This is a genomic window from Bordetella trematum, from assembly GCF_900078335.1.
In the GTDB taxonomy this organism is placed as follows: domain Bacteria; phylum Pseudomonadota; class Gammaproteobacteria; order Burkholderiales; family Burkholderiaceae_B; genus Bordetella; species Bordetella trematum.
Window position 1 is genome coordinate 65786 of record NZ_FKBR01000022.1, and the last position, 20222, is coordinate 86007.

At 65.6% G+C, this 20222-nt stretch carries 17 protein-coding genes and 1 tRNA gene; 6 read left to right on the top strand and 12 right to left on the bottom strand.

Features of this window, described 5'->3' with window-relative positions:
- Positions 1-284: 284 nt before the first annotated feature.
- The 4 genes from pssA to A7V84_RS11255 all read right to left on the bottom strand — a co-directional run bounded on the left by pssA (position 285) and on the right by A7V84_RS11255 (position 4527).
- Positions 285-1052: a CDP-diacylglycerol--serine O-phosphatidyltransferase gene (gene pssA / locus A7V84_RS11240; RefSeq protein WP_025516622.1), complete on the bottom strand. Its 768-nt coding sequence runs from the start codon at positions 1050-1052 to the stop codon at positions 285-287.
- A gap of 147 nt (positions 1053-1199) precedes the next feature.
- Entirely contained in the window at positions 1200-2216 is a 1017-nt protein-coding gene (ilvC, locus tag A7V84_RS11245; protein WP_025516624.1) for a ketol-acid reductoisomerase, read from the bottom strand.
- A gap of 63 nt (positions 2217-2279) precedes the next feature.
- Positions 2280-2771, bottom strand: a complete 492-nt coding sequence (gene ilvN / locus A7V84_RS11250; RefSeq protein ID WP_025516626.1) for an acetolactate synthase small subunit — start codon at positions 2769-2771, stop codon at positions 2280-2282.
- 10 nt (positions 2772-2781) lie between these two features.
- A complete protein-coding gene (locus A7V84_RS11255) occupies positions 2782-4527 on the bottom strand; it encodes an acetolactate synthase 3 catalytic subunit (RefSeq protein ID WP_257792249.1) in 1746 nt (581 codons plus the stop codon).
- Between the two features lie 495 nt (positions 4528-5022).
- On the opposite strand from A7V84_RS11255, the gene A7V84_RS11260 reads away from it, so the two are divergent.
- The gene (locus A7V84_RS11260) at positions 5023-7200 is read left to right on the top strand and encodes an FUSC family protein (RefSeq protein ID WP_025516630.1); all 2178 of its coding nucleotides are present in this window, start codon (positions 5023-5025) and stop codon (positions 7198-7200) included.
- A gap of 77 nt (positions 7201-7277) precedes the next feature.
- Here A7V84_RS11260 and yaaA read toward each other — a convergent pair whose 3' ends face one another.
- Positions 7278-8051 carry a peroxide stress protein YaaA gene (gene yaaA, locus A7V84_RS11265; RefSeq protein WP_025516632.1) on the bottom strand — a complete coding sequence of 258 codons (774 nt, stop codon included), beginning with the start codon at positions 8049-8051 and terminating at the stop codon, positions 7278-7280.
- Positions 8052-8071: 20 nt separating this feature from the next.
- A complete protein-coding gene (locus A7V84_RS11270; RefSeq protein WP_025516634.1) occupies positions 8072-8854 on the bottom strand; it encodes a 3-hydroxybutyrate dehydrogenase in 783 nt (260 codons plus the stop codon).
- A 251-nt stretch (positions 8855-9105) separates the two neighbouring features.
- Here A7V84_RS11270 and A7V84_RS11275 point away from each other — a divergent pair.
- The 3 genes from A7V84_RS11275 to dkgB all read left to right on the top strand — a co-directional run bounded on the left by A7V84_RS11275 (position 9106) and on the right by dkgB (position 10806).
- Positions 9106-9195 (top strand) — tRNA-Ser (locus A7V84_RS11275).
- 162 nt (positions 9196-9357) lie between these two features.
- Positions 9358-9816, top strand: coding sequence for a GNAT family N-acetyltransferase (locus tag A7V84_RS11280; RefSeq protein ID WP_025516635.1), 459 nt, complete (start codon positions 9358-9360; stop codon positions 9814-9816).
- 183 nt (positions 9817-9999) lie between these two features.
- Complete coding sequence (gene dkgB, locus A7V84_RS11285) at positions 10000-10806, top strand: 2,5-didehydrogluconate reductase DkgB (protein ID WP_063491417.1); 807 nt, start codon at positions 10000-10002, stop codon at positions 10804-10806.
- Between the two features lie 45 nt (positions 10807-10851).
- On the opposite strand, the gene A7V84_RS11290 is transcribed toward dkgB, so the two are convergent.
- Positions 10852-11646 carry an AraC family transcriptional regulator gene (locus tag A7V84_RS11290; RefSeq protein ID WP_231940119.1) on the bottom strand — a complete coding sequence of 265 codons (795 nt, stop codon included), beginning with the start codon at positions 11644-11646 and terminating at the stop codon, positions 10852-10854.
- 237 nt (positions 11647-11883) lie between these two features.
- Between A7V84_RS11290 and A7V84_RS11295 the strand changes: the two genes are divergently transcribed.
- Positions 11884-13290: a cytochrome P450 gene (locus A7V84_RS11295; protein ID WP_082832908.1), complete on the top strand. Its 1407-nt coding sequence runs from the start codon at positions 11884-11886 to the stop codon at positions 13288-13290.
- A 31-nt stretch (positions 13291-13321) separates the two neighbouring features.
- Here the strand turns inward: A7V84_RS11295 and A7V84_RS11300 are convergent, their stop codons facing one another.
- The 4 genes from A7V84_RS11300 to A7V84_RS11315 form a co-directional block, all read right to left on the bottom strand.
- On the bottom strand, positions 13322-13732 hold the full coding sequence (locus A7V84_RS11300; protein WP_127070883.1) for a hypothetical protein: 411 nt from the start codon (positions 13730-13732) through the stop codon (positions 13322-13324).
- 167 nt (positions 13733-13899) lie between these two features.
- Positions 13900-14823, bottom strand: coding sequence for a hydroxymethylglutaryl-CoA lyase (locus tag A7V84_RS11305; RefSeq protein ID WP_025516652.1), 924 nt, complete (start codon positions 14821-14823; stop codon positions 13900-13902).
- 9 nt (positions 14824-14832) lie between these two features.
- Positions 14833-15798: a Bug family tripartite tricarboxylate transporter substrate binding protein gene (locus tag A7V84_RS11310; RefSeq protein ID WP_025516654.1), complete on the bottom strand. Its 966-nt coding sequence runs from the start codon at positions 15796-15798 to the stop codon at positions 14833-14835.
- Positions 15799-15860: 62 nt separating this feature from the next.
- Complete coding sequence (locus tag A7V84_RS11315; RefSeq protein ID WP_025516656.1) at positions 15861-17045, bottom strand: CaiB/BaiF CoA transferase family protein; 1185 nt, start codon at positions 17043-17045, stop codon at positions 15861-15863.
- A gap of 245 nt (positions 17046-17290) precedes the next feature.
- Between A7V84_RS11315 and A7V84_RS11320 the strand changes: the two genes are divergently transcribed.
- A complete protein-coding gene (locus tag A7V84_RS11320; RefSeq protein WP_025516658.1) occupies positions 17291-18628 on the top strand; it encodes a replication-associated recombination protein A in 1338 nt (445 codons plus the stop codon).
- Here A7V84_RS11320 and A7V84_RS11325 read toward each other — a convergent pair.
- Complete coding sequence (locus A7V84_RS11325; RefSeq protein WP_063491419.1) at positions 18625-20007, bottom strand: ATP-binding cassette domain-containing protein; 1383 nt, start codon at positions 20005-20007, stop codon at positions 18625-18627. The two genes, A7V84_RS11320 and A7V84_RS11325, sit on opposite strands and share 4 nt — an antisense overlap.
- Between the last annotated feature and the right edge of the window lie 215 nt (positions 20008-20222).

Here is a 20222-nt window from a genome sequence, read left to right on the forward strand (position 1 = left end):
CGCGTGAGGGCATACCCACTCAGCGTGGGGCACCTCTAAGCAAGAACAGCCGCCCCGCCGCCGGGCCGCCCCAAGGCGGGGCAGCCCCCTCGGGGGGCAGCAAGCACGCCAAGCGTGCGCAGCGTGGGGGCACACCCACACGTGGGGCACCTCTACGCAAAAACAGCCGCCCCGCCGCCGGGCCGCCCCAAGGCGGGGCAGCCCCCTCGGGGGGCAGCAAGCACGCCAAGCGTGCGCAGCGTGGGGGCTCCCACACCCAGCGTGGGGGCACACCCACGGCACCCTCACCCCCCGCGCCGCTCCTGCTGCAGGCGCCGGGCGCGGTTCCAGCGCCATGCCATCACGACCCAGCCGGACAGGCCGTACAGCACGAACAGGCCGAACAGCACCACCGGGGGATCGCTGGAGACGAACACGAAGACCGCCACCACCACCAGGATGCCCCAGAAAGGCACGCTGCGGCCCAGCGCAAAACTCTTGCCGCTGTAGAACGGCGCATTGGAAACCATTGCGATGCCGGCGTACATGGTCAGCACGAAGGCCACCCAGGCCAGCACGTTGTCGTGAATGGGCAGCTTGTTGTCGACCGAGAGCCATACCAGGCCCGCCACCAGCGCAGCTGCGGCCGGACTGGGCAGCCCCTGGAAGAAGCGCTTGTCGACCACGGCGATGTTGGTATTGAAGCGGGCCAGGCGCAAGGCGGCCCCGGCCACGTACACGAAGGCCGCCAGCCAGCCCCAGCGCCCGAGATCCTGCAGCGCCCACTCATAGGCGACCAGGGCCGGCGCCACGCCGAACGAGGTCATGTCGGAGAGCGAGTCATATTGCTCACCGAAGGCCGACTGGGTATTGGTCAGACGCGCCACGCGGCCATCCATGCCGTCCAGCACCATGGCCACGAAAATAGCGATGGCAGCCGTTTCGAAACGGCCGTTCATGGCCTGCACGACCGCGTAGAAACCGGCGAACAGAGCGGCGGTCGTGAATGCGTTGGGCAACAGATAGATGCTGCGATGTCTGTTTTCAGGGTCGCGCATGGAAAAATTGGGCATGGCGTTGGGAGACTTCCACTGGCTTTGTAAGCTGAAAGATTAACCCATCTGCATGGGGTTGCGGTTCCGGACGGGCCCGCACAAAAAACAAAGGCCGCCCGAAGGCGGCCCCGCACGCCCCGGCCGCAGCCGGGGCACGCCGGTCCATTAGTTCTTGGACTTGTCCACCAGCTTGTTGGCGGCGATCCAGGGCATCATGGCACGCAGCTTGGCGCCGACCACTTCGATCTGCGACTCGGCGTTGATACGACGACGCGAGGTCAGGGTCGGGGCGCCGGCCTGGTTTTCCAGGATGAAGCGCTTGGCGTATTCGCCGGTCTGGATGTCCAGCAGCGCCTGGCGCATGGCCTTGCGGGTCTCGTCGGTCACGATCTTCGGGCCGGTCTCGTACTCGCCGAACTCGGCGTTGTTCGAGATCGAGTAGTTCATGTTGGCGATGCCGCCTTCGTAGATCAGGTCAACGATCAGCTTCAGCTCGTGCAGGCACTCGAAATAGGCCATTTCCGGAGCGTAGCCGGCCTCGACCAGGGTGTCGAAACCTGCCTTGATCAGTTCGACCGCGCCGCCGCACAGCACGGCCTGCTCGCCGAACAGGTCGGTTTCGGTTTCTTCGCGGAAGTTGGTCTCGATGATGCCGGCACGGCCGCCGCCGTTGGCGCTGGCGTACGACAGGGCGACATCACGGGCAGCGCCCGACTTGTCCTGGTAGACAGCGACCAGGTGCGGCACGCCGCCACCCTGGCTGTAGGTCGAGCGCACCGTGTGGCCCGGGGCCTTGGGGGCGATCATGATGACGTCGATATCGTCGCGCGGCACGACCTGGCCGTAGTGCACGTTAAAGCCGTGGGCGAAGGCCAGGGCAGCGCCGGCCTTGATGTTGGCGTGCACGGAATCGCGGTACACGGCGGCGATGTTCTCGTCGGGCAGCAACATCATGACGATGTCGGCGCGCTTGACGGCCTCGGCCACTTCGGCGACGTCCAGGCCGGCGTTGGCGGCCTTGTCCCAGGAAGCGCCGCCCTTGCGCAGGCCGACCACGACCTTCACGCCCGAATCATGCAGGTTCAGCGCATGGGCGTGGCCCTGCGATCCGTAACCGATGATGGCAACGGTCTTGCCCTTGACGAGGGAGAGGTCGCAGTCTTTGTCGTAGAAAACTTTCATGATTGCTCCAGATGCTTATTTTGGATTTGTTGAATTCAGAATGTAGGGTACTGCGTATGCCGCTCAGAGCTTGAGAATCCGCTCGCCACGGCCGATGCCGGAAACACCGGTACGGACGGTCTCCAGAATCGCGCTGCGATCCAGCGCCTCGATAAAGGCCTGGACCTTGTCCTGATCGCCGGTCAGTTCGATCGTATACGACTTGTCGGTGACATCGATGATGCGGCCGCGGAAGATATCGGCCATGCGCTTGACCTCGTCGCGCTCCTTGCCGACGGCACGCACCTTGATGAGCATCAGCTCACGCTCGATGTGCGCGCCTTCGGTCAGGTCGACCACCTTGACCACGTCCACCAGACGGTTCAGGTGCTTGGTGATCTGCTCGATGATTTCATCCGAACCCACCGTGACCACCGTCAGGCGCGACAAGGTCGCATCTTCGGTGGGCGCCACGGTCAGCGTCTCGATGTTGTAGCCGCGCGCGGAAAACAGCCCCACCACGCGCGACAGCGCGCCGGGCTCGTTTTCCATCAGCACAGAAATAACGTGTTTCATGCTGGACTCCTTACAGATCCTCGGAACCGAGCAGCATCTCGGTCAGCCCGCGGCCTGCCTTGACCATCGGCCACACGTTCTCGGTGCGGTCGGTGATGAAGTCCAGGAAAACCAGGCGGTCCTTATGCTTCTTGAATGCTTCGCGCAGCGCCGGCTCGACGTCGGCCGGGCGATCGATGCGCAGGCCCACATGGCCGTAGGCTTCGGCCAGCTTAACGAAGTCGGGCAGCGAATCCATGTACGACTCGGAATAACGCGAACCATAGTCGATCTGCTGCCACTGGCGCACCATGCCCAGGAAGCGGTTGTTCAGGCACACGATCTTGGGCGTCAGGCGATACTGCTGGCAGGTCGACAGCTCCTGGATATTCATCTGGATCGAGGCTTCGCCCGTGATCACTGCGATATCGCTGCCGGGGTTGGCCATCTGCACGCCCATGGCGTAGGGCAGCCCCACCCCCATGGTGCCCAGGCCGCCGGAGTTGATCCAGCGCCGCGGATTGCCGAACTTGTAATACTGCGCCGCCCACATCTGGTGCTGGCCCACGTCGGAGGTGACGAAGGCGTCGCCTCCGGTCACTTCCCAGAGCTTTTCCACCACGAACTGGGGCTTGATGACCTCATCCGAAGGGGCGTACTTCAGGCACTCGCGCCCGCGCCAACCCTGGATCTGCTGCCACCACTTGTCCTGCGACGCCGGCTTGGTGTCCTGGCGCGCCTGGTCATAGAGGGCGATCAGATCGGTCAGCACGTCCTTGACGTTGCCCACGATGGGCACGTCCACGCGCACACGCTTGGAAATCGACGAGGGGTCGATATCGATGTGGATGATCTTGCGCGCGTTCTGGGCGAAGTGCTTCGGATTGCCGATCACCCGGTCGTCAAAGCGCGCGCCGATGGCCAGCAGCACATCACAGTGCTGCATGGCCATATTGGCCTCGTAGGTGCCGTGCATGCCCGGCATGCCGACGAAACGCGGATCGTCGGCCGGCATAGCGCCCAGGCCCATCAGCGTATTGGTGCAGGGCGCGCCGACCATGTCGACCAGCTGGCGCAGCTCGGCGCTGGCTTCCGACAGGATCACGCCGCCGCCCGTGTAGATCATCGGCCGCTCGGCCGACAGCAGCATCTGCACCGCTTTCTTGATCTGCCCCTGGTGGCCCTTGGTCACCGGCGCATACGAGCGCATGCTGATTTCGCCCTTCTTGGGCGTGTATTTGCACTGCGCAATGGTGATGTCCTTGGGGATATCCACCAACACCGGGCCGGGACGGCCGGTGCGCGCGATGTAAAACGCGCGGCGCAGGGTTTCGGCCAGGTCCTTGACGTCACGCACCAGGAAGTTGTGCTTGACGCAGGGACGCGTGATGCCGACGGTGTCGCACTCCTGGAAGGCGTCCTCGCCGATGGCGGCGGTGGGCACCTGCCCGCTCAGGATCACCATCGGGATGGAATCCATGTAGGCGGTGGCGATGCCGGTCACGGCGTTGGTCACGCCGGGGCCGCTGGTCACCAGGCACACGCCGACCTTCTGCGACGAACGCGAATAGGCGTCGGCAGCATGCACGGCGGCCTGCTCGTGGCGCACCAGGATATGCTGAAACTTGTCTTGCTTGAAGATTGCGTCGTAGATATACAGCACGGCGCCGCCGGGATAGCCGAAAACGTGTTCCACGCCTTCATCGGCCAGGCAGCGCACGAGAATATCGGCGCCATTGAGTTCCATGTTGTCATTCCTTTTTAGACCAGCGCTGATTCCCTGACTGCCGGCCACCCGGATACGGCGGCGGCGGAACCCATACCGGCTGCGGCAACATGATCCGGCGCTTTGAGGCTCACGGAGCCACGCCACCCGGACACCTTGCCGACCCGGCACTGACTCGTCAGAGACACAGTGCAAACACCCTGGGGGTGCTCGAGGTCGAAACGGAAGCCTTGGCAACACACGCTTTTGGCGCGGCCAACAGCAGATAAAACTGGCGCAGCAGGCCGCGGAAGGTGGCCCGGGCCCTGCTCGCCCGCGCGCCGGATTCGGATAGCAGACCGGCGCAAGAGGAAGATTTATACCGCGTTGCGGCATCCTCCGCAAATCGGGCTGTTGCCCGCCTGCATCATGGCCAGCCAAGCGGGCCGTCCGCAGCGAGGCCCGGCGCCCTTTTGCACCGCACACCGCCGCAGCGAGAGGTTCCGGCCCCCAAACCGCCCGACGCTCTCTATACTTGCTTCATCACGGTCTTTTGCGCGTTTCGCCATGGACATCCGCATCGCCAATATCCGGCGTTTCCTATACAGCCATTATTTCTTTGGCGGCGTGCGCCAGGCGGTCGGCATGCTGCTGCCGGTGCTGGTTCTGGGCGGCCTTTTCGGGCAATACGCCATGGGCCTGGTGGCTACCTTCGGCGCCCAGTGCCTGGCCATCATCGATCAGCCCGCAGGCCCCCAGCGCCATCGCAACAACGAAATGCTCGGCGGCGCGCTGCTGGGCACAGGCACCGTGGCCATCACCGGCCTGGCCTCGACCTACCCGCTGATCCTGTGGCTGGTCGTGATCGCACAGTGCTTTCTGTTCTCGATGTTCACGGTATTCGGCAAACGTGGCGGCCTGATCGGCTTTGCCTGCCTGCTGCTCATGACGCTGACCATGCACTCGCCGATGGCCCCCGGCGAGGTCCTGTGGCATGTGCTGGCCACCCTGGGCGGATCGCTGTTCTATCTGCTCTTCAGCTTCGCCTTCCGCCGCGTGTTCTGGCTGCGCGAGGAACGCCAGGCGCTGTCCGTGGCCCTGTTCTCGACCGCGGACTACGTTTCCTCGCGTGCCCGGCTCTATGACGAGACGGCGGACCTGGACGATGCCTATCTCGCATTGATGCAACGGCAGTCGCTCATGACCGAGAACCAGCAAGCCGCACGCGACCTCGTGCTGCGTGCGCTGCCGCGCGGCAAGGGCTATCGCGAAAGCGACCGCATCATGCTGTGGAACATGTTCGTCGACATGCTGCAACTGCTGGACACCCTGGTGGCCACCCACACCGACTATGCGCGCCTGCGCCGCGCGCTGGCCGGCAATGACTGCCTGATCTTCATGCGCGACGCCCTGATCAAGATGTCGATGGAGCTCAACCGCATTGCGCTCGACCTGTCTCGCGGCAGGCCCACGCAGTACCGCAGCAGCGCCAAGGCCGAACTGCGCGCCATCGAGTACGAGATCGAACAGCTGAAACAAGCCGGCCTGAGCGAGCGCGACCCGGAAATCCTCACGCTGCTGGTGCAGGTGCTGCGGCGCCTGCGCAACGCCGCCCGCCTGGTCGACCGGCTGGCCGACCACAGCCAGGCCCCGCACGATGCGGAGCCCACCAGCGCGCTGCGCATCGACAAGTCGCTCACCCGCTTCATGTCGCGCCAGGAGGTCCGCCTGGGCATGCTGACCAGCAACCTGCGCCTGGATTCGCCGCACTGCCGCTATGCGCTGCGCGTGACGCTGGCCGCCGCCATCGCGTTGGGTGTGATCGGCAGCCTGCTGCCGGCCGAGATGGCCTCGCACAGCTACTGGGTGCTGCTGACCATCGTCATCGTCATGAAGCCTGGCTTTGCCATGACCCGCCAGCGCAACGGCTGGCGCCTGATGGGCACCCTGATCGGCTGCCTGCTGGCGCTGGCGCTGTTCATGATCACCGACAAGCCAGCGGTGTTGTTCGCCGTGCTGCTGACCGCCTGCATCATGGGCAACAGCCTGGTGCAGCTCAACTATATGGGCAGCGCCATTTTCAACACCTTGTTCGTGGTGCTGGTATTTCACTTCGTGGCGCCCGGCACGGTGTCGCTGGGCGTGATCGGCGAGCGTGCGCTGGACACGCTGGTCGGGTGCATCCTGGCGCTGCTGTGCAGCTATGTGCTGCCCTGGTGGGAGGCCAACTACATGGCCCCGCTGGCGCGCGCCGCCTCGCGCGCCAATCTCGAATACCTGCGCGCCGGCATGCGCTACATCGATGTGCTGCGCCGCCACGGCGGCGCGCAGGCCGACGCCGGCAATGCCGAGGTCACCGAAGCCGACGTGGCCTTGCGCCTGGCGCGCAAGAACGTGCACATCGCCTTCAGCAACTACGCGGAAGCCTTCTATCGCATGATGAGCGAGCCGCAGCACCATCAGATCAACGTGCCGGAATTCAACAACCTGCTGATCCAGAACCATGTGCTGGCCTCCCAGATCACCGCCACCGTGCCCACGCTGGCTGCGATGGAGCAGACACCGGCGCCGGTGCAACAGGCCCTGGAAGGCATGGAGCAGGCCTTGCAGGCCGATCAGCCCGAACCGGCGCTGCCGCCCTTCTCGATGGACACCCAGGGCGAGGCCGCCGGGCTGGCCTACCCCATCAAGCAGATGCTGCGCGCCAGCGGCATGATCCGCCAGGAACTGCAGGCCGTGGCCTGAGCGCCGGACTCGGCCCGGCGGCGGGAAACAGACAAAAAAAAGCGGCGGACAAGCCGCCGCCCTTCGGGACTGAGAGCTCAGTCCTGCTTGCGCCGGAACACCAGCTTGTCTTCGCTCGACGCCGCGGCGTCAAAGGCATAGCCTTCGCTGGCAAAGCCACGCAGGTCTTCGGCCCGCGCGACCTTGTTCTCGATGGCGTAGCGCACCATCAGGCCGCGCGCCCGTTTGGCATGGAAGCTGATCACTTTCCAGGCGCCGCTCTTCCAATCCTGGAACACGCACTGCACCACGCGCGCCTTCAGGGTCTTCAGGTCAACCGCCTTGAAATATTCTTCCGAGGCCAGGTTGATGACCAGCGGCGCGGCCTCGCCCTCCTGGCGCTCGTTCAGGTAGGCCGCAATGGTCGAGCCCCAGTAGTCGTACAGATTGCGGCCCTTGGACGTCTGAAGACGGGTGCCCATTTCAAGGCGATAAGGCTGCATCAGATCCAGCGGCCGCAAGGCGCCGTACAGGCCACTTAGGATGACCACGTGTTCCTGCGCCCACTCGAGCTGGGCGACCGACAGCGTCGGCGCCTCCAGGCCCTCGTAGACGTCGCCATTGAAGGCCAGCACGGCCTGACGCGCGTTGTCCTGGGTGAAGGTCCGGGTCCAGGCGGCATAGCGGCCGACATTGAGCTCGGCCAGCGCCGGGCTCAGGCTCATCAGCGCGGCGATATCGCTGGCCGACTTGGTCTTGAGCACATCGATGAGCGCGGCAGCCTGCGGCACGAACAGCGGTTGCGTATGGCCGACAGCCGGCAACGGCGAGTCGTAGTCAAGTTTCTTGGCGGGGGAAAGCAAAAACAGCATACGTGCACAATCCTTGTTCATCAGCGGGCAGTCCAGCCGCCATCCACGGAAATCGTCGTGCCGGTGATCTGCGCCGCCGCCTCCGAAGCCAGGAACACGGCCGTGCCGCCCAATTGCTCAGGGGTGACGAATTGCAGCGAGGGCTGCTTCTCGCTCAACAGTTCGCGAGCCGCGGCCTCCTGGTCAACGCCATCGCGCTCGGCCAGCGCCGAGATCTGCTTCTCGACCAGCGGCGTGCGCACCCATCCCGGGCAGATCGCATTGGCCGTCACGCCACTGCCCGCCGTCTCCAGCGCCGTTACCTTGGTCAGGCCGACGACACCATGCTTGGCCGCCACATAAGCCGACTTCTGGGCCGAGCCCACCAGGCCGTGGGCCGAGGCGATGTTGATGATGCGCCCCCAGCCCTGCTTCTTCATGTGCGGCAGCGCGGCGGCCGTCCCATGGAACACCGCCGACAGATTCAGGGCCAGCACGGCATCCCACTTCTCGACCGGGAAATCCTCGATCAGCGCGGTGTGCTGGATACCGGCGTTGTTGACCAGGATATCGATGCGCCCGAGCGCCTGAACGGTGTTGGCCACCAGCGCACGCACCGCCTCTGCCTTGGACAGATCCGCGCCGTCATACAGCACCTGCACTTTGTGCAGCGCGGCCAGCTCGGCGCGCACCTTCTCGATCTCAGCCGGGTCACCAAAGCCATTGATCACCACGTTGGCGCCCTGCTGCGCGAACGCGCGGGCAATCCCAAGGCCGATCCCGCTGGTGGAACCGGTGACGACAGCGACTTTACCTTTGAGCATGAACACTCTCCTGTGGACTGAAGCGATACCTTTGCAGTGTATCCGCCCCGCCCATGCGCCGCAGCGCAAGCCGGCCAGGCGCCTGCCGCCAAGCAAGGTTCAGGCTGCGGGCGCTTCAAAAATATTTGCACAAAACGAATTTACAGGTATACTCGCTGTCTTTCCTGGTTTGCGACCACAAGCCAGCGAAACCAGAAGGCGCCGTAGCAGGCCCTCTGGCAAGCACTGCACAAGGCGCAAGCCTTACACCCGGAGAGGTGGCAGAGTGGTCGAATGCGCCGGACTCGAAATCCGGTATACGTTTAGGCGTATCGTGGGTTCGAATCCCACCCTCTCCGCCAGATTCTGAAAGGCCCCTGGAATTCCAGGGGCCTTTTGTTTTTTCGGCGCGTTTTCAGCCCTCTTGTTTTCTCGGCCCTGGCAGACGGGTCATGCCGCTTGCGCCTTTGCCCGCCGGCCTGCGCTACCCTTGTGGCCGTCATCTTTCCCGATGCTGGCCTGCCATGACCGACTGGATCTGCAAACCCCATACCGGACTGACCGTCCCTGAACTCTATGCCCTGCTGCGCCTGCGCGCGCAGGTCTTCGTGGTCGAGCAGCAATGCTGCTACCAGGACCTCGACGGTCAGGATCTTCAGGGCGCTACCCGCCATCTGCTGGGCTGGCGGGACGGCCAGCTGGCCGCCTATTGCCGCATCCTCGATCCGGCCATCCGCGATGGCGAGGTCGCGATCGGTCGCGTCATCACGGCCCCCAGCGCGCGCGGCCAGGGTCTGGGGCACGCGCTCATCCAGCAGGCCATGGCGCAGGCCCGCCTGCACTGGCCCGGCACGCCGATCTACCTGAGCGCGCAGGCCCATCTGCGTCATTACTACGGGCAGCACGGTTTCGTGGCGGTCACAGGGGAATACCTGGAAGATGACATCCCCCATATCGGCATGCGCCTGGACGAATCCGCCTGAAGCCACCCAGCCCCTTGCGAAGGCCAGACGCCCCCCGGATTCTTGATTTTTCATCAAAAGTGATTGCCCGATAAGGGCCTTACCGGGCAAGAGCAAAGGGGGCAGACTGACAGGCATCAAAAACGCACACGCCGCCACCAGTTGCGTTTGCGTATGCCCCTCTCTCTGTTCAGGACTTCCATCATGAGTACCATCCCCGCCTTCGGCGTCGGCACCTTCCGCCTGACCGGCCAGGACGCCATCGATTCTGTGCGCAACGCGCTGGATGTCGGCTACCGCGCCATCGACACCGCGCAGATCTATGGCAATGAGGCCGAAATCGGCCAGGCGATTGCCGCCAGCGCTATCGAGCGTGACGCGCTTTTCCTGACCACCAAGATCTGGACCGACAACTACGCCCGCGACAGGCTGGCCCCCAGCCTGCGCGAGAGCCTGCAGAAACTACGCACCGATTATGTCGACCTGACGCTGATCCATTGGCCCGCACCGGGCAACGGCGTGGCACTGGCAGAATTCATGGAAGCGCTTGCCGAAGCCAAGGCACAGGGCCTGACCCGCCAGATCGGCATCTCGAATTTCAATATCGAACTGACCCGGCAGGCCATCGCCGTCGTGGGCCAGGGCGAGATCGCCACCAACCAGATCGAGCTGAGCCCCTATCTCCAGAACGCAAAACTCACCGCCTTTCTCCAGGCGCACGACATTGCCGTGACCTCGTACATGACGCTGGCCTATGGCAAGGTCCTCAAGGATCCGCTGCTGACCGGCATCGCCGCCAAGCATGGCGCCACCGTGGCCCAGGTCGCGCTGGCCTGGGCCCTGCAACTGGGTTATGCCGTCATTCCCTCCTCGACCAAGCGCGAGAACCTGGCCAGCAATCTGCTGGCGCGCGATTTGAAACTGGACGCCGACGACATGGCCTCGATCGCCACGCTGGAGCGCAACGGCCGCGAGGTCGATCCAGAAGGCCTGGCGCCGCTCTGGGACTGAGGCGTGCACCTGTGTGGCAGGCACAGACCCGCCGCACGGGGTCTTCTACACCCACAGGCGATACAGCCAGAACGACTCATCCTGCGCAAAGCGCCGGGCGAACTCCGCGGGCGCAAAGCCGGTGATGCGCTTCACGGCCCGGCTCAGGTGAGCCTGGTCGGCGAACCCCTCATCATGAGCCATCGCCGCCCAATCGAGCGTGCCGCGCGCAGCGAACTGCTCGCGCGCGGCAAAAAACAGCGCTTCGGTTCTGACCAGCGACTGCCATTCTCGCAATGAGCGCCCGCTGTAGGCCTTGATGCGCCGCTCGACGTGACGCGGGCTGTGGGTGCGACGCCAATCACGCGCCAGCCAGGCCAGCCTGTCGACCCACTCGCGGCCCGCTGCGCGCAACGACTGCGCCGGCCTGCCGTGATCCGCCACACGCTGCCAGCGCGGCAGCACGTGCTGCTCCAGCGCCAGCTGAAGCGCTTCATCCGTCTGCGCGGCGGCCAGTGCGTCGAGACAGTCGCGCCAGCCATCGCCCAGCGTGGCGTGCGCATCGACGCTGGCATCCCGGATCGCGCTCAGATCCAGCTGAAACAGAGTTTGGGCGGCCTGTGCATGAAAGCAGATCATCCCGGCGCGGCCGCTGCCCTGCGCCCAGCTGACCGTCGGGTGCGCATGGCTGCCCGACAGCATCATGCCAGCACCATGGCGCTGCCACGCAGCGCCCTGATCGTTGACGATGATCCGTCCCGGGTCGCCCCCCTCGAACCACGCAAGGCTAACCAGCGCAGTGGCAGGCAGGTGCGTCAGCCTCTGCGCATCGCTCAAGACAAACCCGCGCGTGTCACGCATGACGAGCGCCGCAACCGCCCCCCTCAGCCCCGCAGGCGGCAACAGCAACCGTGCACGCGGCCGCTGTCCGCCCTGCCCGGCCAGTGGCGCACGGGCCCACGGATCGGGGCAATTCAGGCAGGGGGAAGCAAGGCTCATGGAAAAGCAGTATAGGGTGCGGAACGATGTCGTTTGGGTTCAAGAAAATGGCGGCGTCACGCGGCAGAATCTGGCAAACGTTACACGGATTCCACGCTCATGCCCCCCTGCCCTGTACACCGTCGCGCCCCCGCGCGCGCCCCGGCTGCCGATGCCGGGCCGGGTGGCTGGCCTCCCGGCCCGCGACCCGGCCTAGCGGGATGGCGCCTGCTTGGCCCCATGGCGCGTGACCTGCCCGGCGCGCTGGCGGCCTGGCAGCAACGCCATGGCGACGTAGTGCATCTACGCCTTTGGCCGGAACACGTCGTGGTGCTCTGCGACCCGCAACTGGCGCGCGAACTGCTGCTTGAACATCATGACGCGCTGATCCGTTGGGAGCGTGGCGTGCGCGCATTTGCGCAGATCCACGGGCAAAGCGTACTTACCACGGAAGGCGACGCCTGGCGCAGCCGCCGGCAGGCCTTGAATCCGGGCTTCTCGCCCAAAGCAGTACAGGCCTTCGCGCCCCTGATCATTTCGACCGCCGCGCAATCGCTGGCCCGATGGCCGCAAGAGGACGCACGCTGGCCCATCGAAAGCCGCCTTGCGGAGATGACCATGGAGGTCATTCTCCAGATGGTGTTCTCAGGCAGCCACGAGGAAGATGCCGGCGCGATCGAAGAAGCGGTCCGCATCACCAGCGCAACCACCCACGCGGCGTTCTATGCGGCGGCCAGCCTGCCGGACTGGCTGCCATGGAAACGCCGGCAGCGGCGAGCCCGATTGCTTTTGCAGACGATGATCGAGCGGCAGGTGCAAGCGCGCCTGGCCATCGCCCGAGACGCCTGGCCGCCTGATCTGCTGAGCCGCCTGCTGACTTGCCAGCCGGACCTTTCGGCGTCCTCACTGCGCGACGTGCGCGCCGAATGCATGACCCTGTTTCTCGCTGGCCACGAAACCACCGCGGCAACCCTGACATGGTGGGCATGGTGCATGGCCGCCAATCCGCAAGCGCAAAGCCGCGCCCGCGAAGACGTCCGCCTGGCGCTGGGCCCTGACACGCCAAGCGTCGATGCGCTGCAGAACGCCGGATACCTGTCGCAGACGCTCAAGGAAACCATGCGCCTTTACCCCGCCGCGCCGATGCTGATGAGTCGCCGCACGACACGCCCCCTCCGCCTGGGCAGCTGGACCTTTGCGCCGCGCACGCTGTTCATGATCCCGGTGCAGGCCATCCAGGCTGATGCGCGCCGCTTCCCCGATCCGCAGCGCTTTCAACCCGAGCGATTTGCCAAACAAGCGCCGGAGATACCGCGTGGCGCCTACTTTCCTTTCGGCGCTGGCCCGCGCGTATGCCTCGGCCAGCATCTCGCCATGACGGAAATGGGCCTGCTCGCCGCCCTGATGTTGCAACGCTTTGAGTTTTCCGTCTGCGAGGATGCGCCGCCGCCGCGTCCGGTGCTCAATGTCACCTTGCGGCCGGCTCAGGCGCTACGACTTGCGATCAAACGGATCGATGGAGGCTAGCTGGCGATGCCTGACAAGGGCCGGCACGGCATTACGCTGCCGCCGCAGGCTTCTGCCCCCGAAGATAGGCATTCGCCCTGGCAGTGAACAGCGGCACGAGCACCAGCGCATAGATGAAGCCACGCAAGGCGATCTTGCCTACCGACGGGTCCGGCATGTCGGCAGACGTCACCAGCCACAAGGCGAACATCCCGGCCACCAGGAGCGTGCGCGCCCAGGCGGCGCGACGCAGCAAGCCCACCGACGCAACGGCGTTGGCCAGCCAGACGGCATTGAGCATGACCACCAGCAGGACCATATAGACCGTGCCCTCGCGGGTCAGCGCCAGCCACAGCGTGGGCAAGCCTCGGTCGATGAGAAGACCGCCGTTGATGCCCAGAAACAGCAAGGCCAGAAGCGTGACATACCAGGGGCGGCGGCTGGAGTTCGTTGAGGTGGCCACGGTGTCTCTGCGCAGAAAGGAATGGACGGCCGCCATGCAGGATGGCGCCGCGCAATTCTACTCAGGCAGCGGTTTGCACTGCAATCCGGGCGTCAGCCATCCGGAACCGCCGCCGCGGTCGATATCCCGAACGGCCTCGGCCCAGAACAATTCCGGAGTCGGCCGCCTCAGTTCGCCAGCGGCGCATGGCTGCGCGGCAGGCCCGCCAGGGCGACGCCGCCGCGCAGCGGCTCTTCGGGTAGCGCAGCGGCCAGGGGAGCCCGGGCAGCGATGAGGGCAGGCAGATCGATGCCACAGTCGTAGCCCATGCTCTGCAGCATGAATACCAGGTCTTCGGTCACGATGTTGCCCGATGCGCCGGGAGCAAAGGGGCAGCCGCCCAGCCCGCCCAGGCAGGCATCGAAGGCGCGGATGCCTTCGTCCAATCCGGCCAGCGCATTGGCCAACCCCAGTCCCATGGTGTCGTGCAGATGCAGTTTCGTCAGCCGTGCTCCCACGGCATCCTGCGTGGCGCGCACCGCCGCGCGCACGCTGCCCGGGTGGGCATAGCCCACCGTGTCGGCCAGGGAGAGCTCATCCACGCCGACCTGGGCCAGGGCCCGGCCGACCTCAGCCACCCGCGTAACGGGCACGCTGCCCTCCAGCGAGCAACCGAACGCCGTCGCCAACGCGACATCGACCCGCACGGCGCGAGGCTGGGCACGCAGCCAGTCGACCACGGCGGCCACCGCCTCAACCTGCCCTTGCGTGCTTTTGTTGACATTGGCGCGACTGTGCGTATCGCTGACCGACACCGGAATGGCGATCACATGGGCGCCGGCCTCATAGGCGGCGATCGCGCCTTTGAGATTACAGGCCAGCGCGCAGACAGTCAGGCCGTCGATCTTCAACACCTGCGGCAACAGCAGGCCGGTCTGCGCCATCTGCGGCACCAGGCGCGGCGACACGAAGCTGCCGACCTCGATCTCGCGCACGCCGGCCGCGGCCATCATCCTTATCCATTGCAGGCGCGTATCCAGGTCCATCTCGCCGCGCGCGATCTGCAGCCCGTCGCGCGGGCCCACCTCGCAGATACGGATCGCTTCACCCATGATGCCTCCTTACTGTTGGATCTCGATGCCGGCGCTGGCAATGGTTTCGCGCGCCTTGGCGATATCGGCAGCGATCAGATCAGCGAAGTCCTGCGGCGAGCCGGGCCGCGCCTGCAGCCCCTGGGTCGCCAGCGCTTCCCGCACGTCCGTGCGCGCAAGCAGCTTGTTGAAGTCCGTATTCAGACGCTCCACCACGGCGGCGGGCGTACCCGCCGGGGTCAGCACGCCGTAGTAGGTCACGACGCTGTAATCGGGATAACCCAGCTCGGCCACCGTCGGCACATCCGGCAGCGAGGGATTGCGCTCGGGCGAGGTCACGGCCAGCGCCCGCACCTTGCCTGCCTTGAGCAGACCCGCCGCCGACGAAATCGACGAACCGGCGAAATCCACGTGCCCGCCCATCAGGTCGGCCAGGGCGGGCGCGGATCCCTTGTAAGGCACGTGCTGCATCTTGAAGCCGGCGTCACGCTGCAGCATCTCCATGCCGATGTGCACGCCGCCGCCAGTGCCGGAGGTGCCGTATGACAGATGACCCGGGCGGCTCTTGGCCGCGGCGATCACCTCGGGCAGCGTGCGGTAGGGCGAGCTGTCCGCCACCAGGAGCACCATGGGGGTGGTCGCCACCAGCGCCACGGGCATCAAGTCCTTGACGGGGTCATAGGCAACCTTCATCAGCAGCGGAATCAACGTCACGTTGTCGGTCTGGCCGATCACCAGATCGTGACCCTGCGCCGGCGCGCGCGCAGCCTCGGCCAGCCCCAGCGCGGTGCCCGCGCCCGGTCGGTTCTCCGGCACGACCGACCAGCCGTTGAGTTCATGCAGCTTGTTGCCCAGCAGCCGGGCAATGTAATCGGTGCCCCCGCCAGGCGTGGCGGGGATGATGATGCGGATCGATTTGCCGGGGTAATCCTGCGCCAGCGCCTGCCCCTGACAGGCCAGTGCCATGGCAGTCACGGCGAGTAGTTTGCGAATCATGTTTGTCTCCTCGGAGATGAGGGCAGGCGCCGGGCTCTGGCGTCCCGGTCGCCTGCCAGGGTTCAGGTGCCGATCACGCCGGCATCGCGCAGCGCCTGGATCCGCGCGGCGTCCATCCCCAGCGAGGCCAGAATATCTGCGTTCTGACCGCCCTGCATCGGCGGGTCCAGGCGTTTACCCACTTTCTGGCCATCGAATTCGATCGGCAAGGCGGCCGCCGAGATTTCGCCGCCGCCGGGCAGCCGGGTCGGGATCAGCGCGCCGCGCGCCTGCAGGTGCTCGTCGTCCAGCAACTCATGCGGCTGGCGTATCGGGCCATACGACAGGTTGGCAGCCTCCAGCGCCGCGCACAGCTCTGCCGTTTTCCAGTGCTTGAGAATCTCGGCCACCCCAGGGACCAGCCAGGGGCGCGCGGCCTCGCGATCCACCGCCGTAGCCAGCCGCGGATCGCTGCCCCATTCAGGCGGCAGAAAGCGTTCGGCGAAATTGCGCCACTGGGCATCGCCCACCACGGCCACGAACACCCGCCCATCGGCGGTATCGAAAATGTCGTACACCCCCCAGGGCGGGCGACGTTCGGCGCCCATGGGGCGCGGCGCCTGGCCGGTCAACTGGAACTGGGCGATGAACTGCGCCACCAGCAGCAGGTTGTTCTCGAACAGGCCGGAGCGCACATGGCGCCCCTTGCCCGTGGCGTGGCGCTCCTGCAGCGCGGCCAGCGCGCCGACCACACCGAAGGTGCCGCCCAGGATATCGTTGACCGAAGCAGCCACGCGCTGCGGCGTGCCATCGCCGCCGTTGATGTAGGCCAGGCCGCCCATCATCTGCACGACCTCATCGAGCGCGGTGCGGTTCTTGTAGGGCCCGGACAGAAAACCCTTGAGCGATACATAGATAAGCCCCGGGTTCTGCTCCGCCAGCGAGGCATAATCCAGACCGTACTGATCCAGGCCGCCGTCGCGAAAGTTTTCCACCAGCATGTCGGAACGCAGCGCCAGATCGCGCACGATCTGCTGCCCTTCGGGCGATTTCAGGTCCACCGCGAGGCTTTGCTTGTTGCGGTTGAACACCGGAAAATAACCGCTACCCGAGCCGCGCAAACGCCGGGTCCGGTCGCCCTCGATCGGCTCGACCTTGATCACCTCGGCCCCCAGATCGGCCAGCACCAGCCCGGCCGCCGGGCCCATGATCATATGAGAAAGCTCCAGCACCTTGATGCCGCGCAGCGGCAAGCTGTCCGCTGACATGAATGCAGTGGGCATCGACGCCTCCAACTGACAACAAAAGTGCGCCCATCATCGGTGCGCCGGCCGCAGCCGGACAAGCGCTCTTTGGGAACGCCGCCCTTCTCTTTCCGGAACGTCCGGGAAATCCCTAGCCCGCCCGCCCCGGCGGCGGACGGGCGTGGCGCAGACGGGCGGGCGAGCCGGCGCGGCCTCATGGTGTAATGACTCTCCGTCAGCCGCCTTTCTGCTTTCTGTTTTCTGCTGCGATGAGCAACGACCTGTTTTCCGCCGATCCGGCCCACCGGCCCTATGTGCCGCTGGCCGAACGCCTGCGGCCGCGCACGCTGGCCGATGTTGTCGGGCAAACCCATCTGCTGGGGCCGGACAAGCCCCTGCGCGTGGCCTTCGACTCAGGCCGCCCGCATTCGATGATTTTCTGGGGCCCGCCCGGCGTGGGCAAGACCACGCTTGCGCGTCTGATGGCCGATGGCTTCGACGCCCACTTCATCGCCATCTCGGCGGTGCTGGGCGGCGTCAAGGACATCCGCGACGCCGTCACGGCTGCCCAGGTTGCGCAGGGGCAGGGACGCCGCACGATTCTGTTCGTCGACGAAGTCCACCGCTTCAACAAGGCCCAGCAGGATGCCTTCCTGCCCTACGTGGAAAGCGGACTGTTCACCTTCATCGGCGCCACCACCGAGAACCCCTCTTTCGAGGTCAACTCGGCCCTGCTGTCACGCGCCCGGGTGTATGTATTGCAGTCGCTCAATGCCGAAGAACTCGGCCAGCTGGTCGAGCGTGCCGTCTCCGCCTTCAACGAGAGCCGCCCCGAGCACCCTATCCAGATCGATGCGGCCGCGCGCGAACAATTGGCCGGCTGGGCCGACGGCGATGCGCGCCGCCTGATCAGCGCCGTGGAAGTGGTGGCCGAATCGGCTGAAGCCGCCGGACGCAGCACGGTGGATGTCGAGTGGCTGGAGATCGCCCTGTCGCAGAACCTGCGGCGCTTCGACAAAGGCGGCGACGCCTTCTATGACCAGATCAGCGCCCTGCACAAGTCGGTGCGGGGCTCCGCGCCGGACGCCGCACTGTACTGGTTTGCGCGCATGCTCGACGGCGGCGCAGACCCCAAGTACCTGGCGCGGCGCATCGTACGCATGGCGATCGAGGATATCGGGCTGGCCGATCCCCGCGCCACCGACCTGGCCATCCAGGGCGCCGACATCTACGAACGCCTGGGTTCGCCCGAAGGCGAGCTGGCGCTCGCCCAGGCCGTGGTCTACATGGCTTGCGCCGCCAAATCCAACGCGGTTTACAACGCCTACAACACGGCACGCAAGTTCGCCGCCGAAAACGGCAGCGCGCCCGTGCCCCTGCATCTGCGCAACGCGCCGACCAAGCTGATGAAGCAGCTCGGGCATGGTCACGCTTACCGGTATGCCCACGACGAGCCGCATGGCTATGCCGCCGGCGAACAGTATTTCCCGGATGGTCTGAACCCGCGTTTCTACAAGCCCACCGACCGAGGCCTGGAAGCCAAGATCCAACAGAAGCTGGCCTTCCTGCGCGAGCTCGACGCGCAGGCGCGCGACAGGAAACGTTAGTGCAAGGCACTGCGCCGGTGGCGCACCTCGACCACCACCTTGCGCTGCGCCAGTTCGGCCAGCGCCGCGTCGGCCCGGCGGATGTTGCCCTGATCCAGGTTGGCATCCCATTCGTCGAGCAACAGACAGCGCACCTCGGGCATCTCGCCGACCTCGGCGAGCACCCGCATCATGCGCTCGCCGCTGGACAGGCCATCGAGCGCACTGCGCCAGGCCAGTTGTTCGAACGACACCGGCAGATAAAGCGTGTTATCGGGATCGGCGGCTTTCAGGCCCAGCAACAAGGTGGTCTTGCCTGAACCGTTCGGCCCGCGCAAGGTATAACGCCCACAAGGCGCCGAGCGCAGCTGCTTCACCAGCGCCGGGCCATCCGGGATCGGCGCATCGTTAAGCAGGATGCCCTCGCAGGGGGGCTGCGGCGCGTGCTGCGCAGGCGGAGTCGTCGCCTCGAACACGAAGCGCAGCGCGGCATCGGCGGCCCGGAACTCCAGCACCTGGTACACCAGCGCCCCCAGCGAATTCAGGATATGAAAGATGCGCGTCAGGTTGACCAGGGTGGCGGCGACCAGCGCCGGCTCGACCCGGGGCGCCGTGACCATCTGATAAATGAGATAGGCGCTTGGGATCAGTGTCACCAGGCCGAGCAGGCCGTTGCTGGCCTGCTTGACCCATTCAAGCGCTGTCAGGGAATGGTAGTAGCGCGCCCCCGTTTCACGCGCCCTTGCGCGCCAGTGAAGCAGATTGGCCGGATTGCCCAGCGTCACATTGGCCCACAGGCTGCCCAGCACCTGCCCATAACGGGCCAGATTGTCCTGAGCCGCCGTGGACAGACGGTCCACCCGTGGCGAAAACACGCCGATCACCGCCGCGCAAGCCGCCACGCTCACCAGATAACCCTGCCAGATCCCGGCCGGCAACAGATAGGCGATGACCAGCAGGCTCAACAGGCTGTTCAGGCTGAAGCTGGCCAGGCCATAGAGGTAATGGATATAGCCGGACAGGGCGGAGAAGGTATTGCGCGAAACGATCGATTCGACCTTTTCCCGCCAGGCGGAATCCCGGTACAACAGCGGCCGGCCCTGATAGCGCTGCTCGAAGATGCGCACCACGCTGGCATGGGCGGCATTGGCCCAGGCACACACGGCGACGTAAGCCAGGCAGCCCGGCACGAAGGGCAGAATCATGGCGAGGAAATACAGCAACAGGGGGCGCTGAAACGGCCCGCCCGCCTGCAGGGCCTCGATGGCAGCCGTCAGAAAATAGGCCGATGACGCCACCATGCTCTGGTGCAACACCACCAGCAGCAGGGCCCACAAGGCAGCGCGATGCAGGAATATGGTTTTCAGGCGCGAAGGAAGACCTGCACGCTGGCGCGTCATTGCTGCTCCGCATGACGGGTTGACTAAAGGACGGCCGATAGGGGCATCTGGCGCGCCGCCAGAGTGCTGTGTGATGGCAGCCGTCAATGAGAGAAGGGGAAGGTAGCCACTGAATGCCCCACTGTCGATCAGCAGCTTCCGCACAGGCTATGGGCGTTTGCCGACATCAAATGACAGCGCCGCAGGCTGCGCTATGGGCCGCACCAACGGGATGG

Coding starts and splice junctions, on each gene's coding strand:
- pssA (WP_025516622.1), bottom strand. CDS start 1,052: ATGCCCAATTTTTCCATGCGCGACCCTGAAAACAGACATCGCAGCATC.
- dkgB (WP_063491417.1), top strand. CDS start 10,000: ATGAGTACCATCCCCGCCTTCGGCGTCGGCACCTTCCGCCTGACCGGC.
- A7V84_RS11325 (WP_063491419.1), bottom strand. CDS start 20,007: ATGACGCGCCAGCGTGCAGGTCTTCCTTCGCGCCTGAAAACCATATTC.
- A7V84_RS11280 (WP_025516635.1), top strand. CDS start 9,358: ATGACCGACTGGATCTGCAAACCCCATACCGGACTGACCGTCCCTGAA.
- yaaA (WP_025516632.1), bottom strand. CDS start 8,051: ATGCTGTTTTTGCTTTCCCCCGCCAAGAAACTTGACTACGACTCGCCG.
- A7V84_RS11305 (WP_025516652.1), bottom strand. CDS start 14,823: ATGGGTGAAGCGATCCGTATCTGCGAGGTGGGCCCGCGCGACGGGCTG.
- A7V84_RS11310 (WP_025516654.1), bottom strand. CDS start 15,798: ATGATTCGCAAACTACTCGCCGTGACTGCCATGGCACTGGCCTGTCAG.
- ilvN (WP_025516626.1), bottom strand. CDS start 2,771: ATGAAACACGTTATTTCTGTGCTGATGGAAAACGAGCCCGGCGCGCTG.
- A7V84_RS11260 (WP_025516630.1), top strand. CDS start 5,023: ATGGACATCCGCATCGCCAATATCCGGCGTTTCCTATACAGCCATTAT.
- A7V84_RS11315 (WP_025516656.1), bottom strand. CDS start 17,045: ATGTCAGCGGACAGCTTGCCGCTGCGCGGCATCAAGGTGCTGGAGCTT.
- A7V84_RS11295 (WP_082832908.1), top strand. CDS start 11,884: ATGCCCCCCTGCCCTGTACACCGTCGCGCCCCCGCGCGCGCCCCGGCT.
- ilvC (WP_025516624.1), bottom strand. CDS start 2,216: ATGAAAGTTTTCTACGACAAAGACTGCGACCTCTCCCTCGTCAAGGGC.
- A7V84_RS11290 (WP_231940119.1), bottom strand. CDS start 11,646: ATGCGTGACACGCGCGGGTTTGTCTTGAGCGATGCGCAGAGGCTGACG.
- A7V84_RS11320 (WP_025516658.1), top strand. CDS start 17,291: ATGAGCAACGACCTGTTTTCCGCCGATCCGGCCCACCGGCCCTATGTG.
- A7V84_RS11270 (WP_025516634.1), bottom strand. CDS start 8,854: ATGCTCAAAGGTAAAGTCGCTGTCGTCACCGGTTCCACCAGCGGGATC.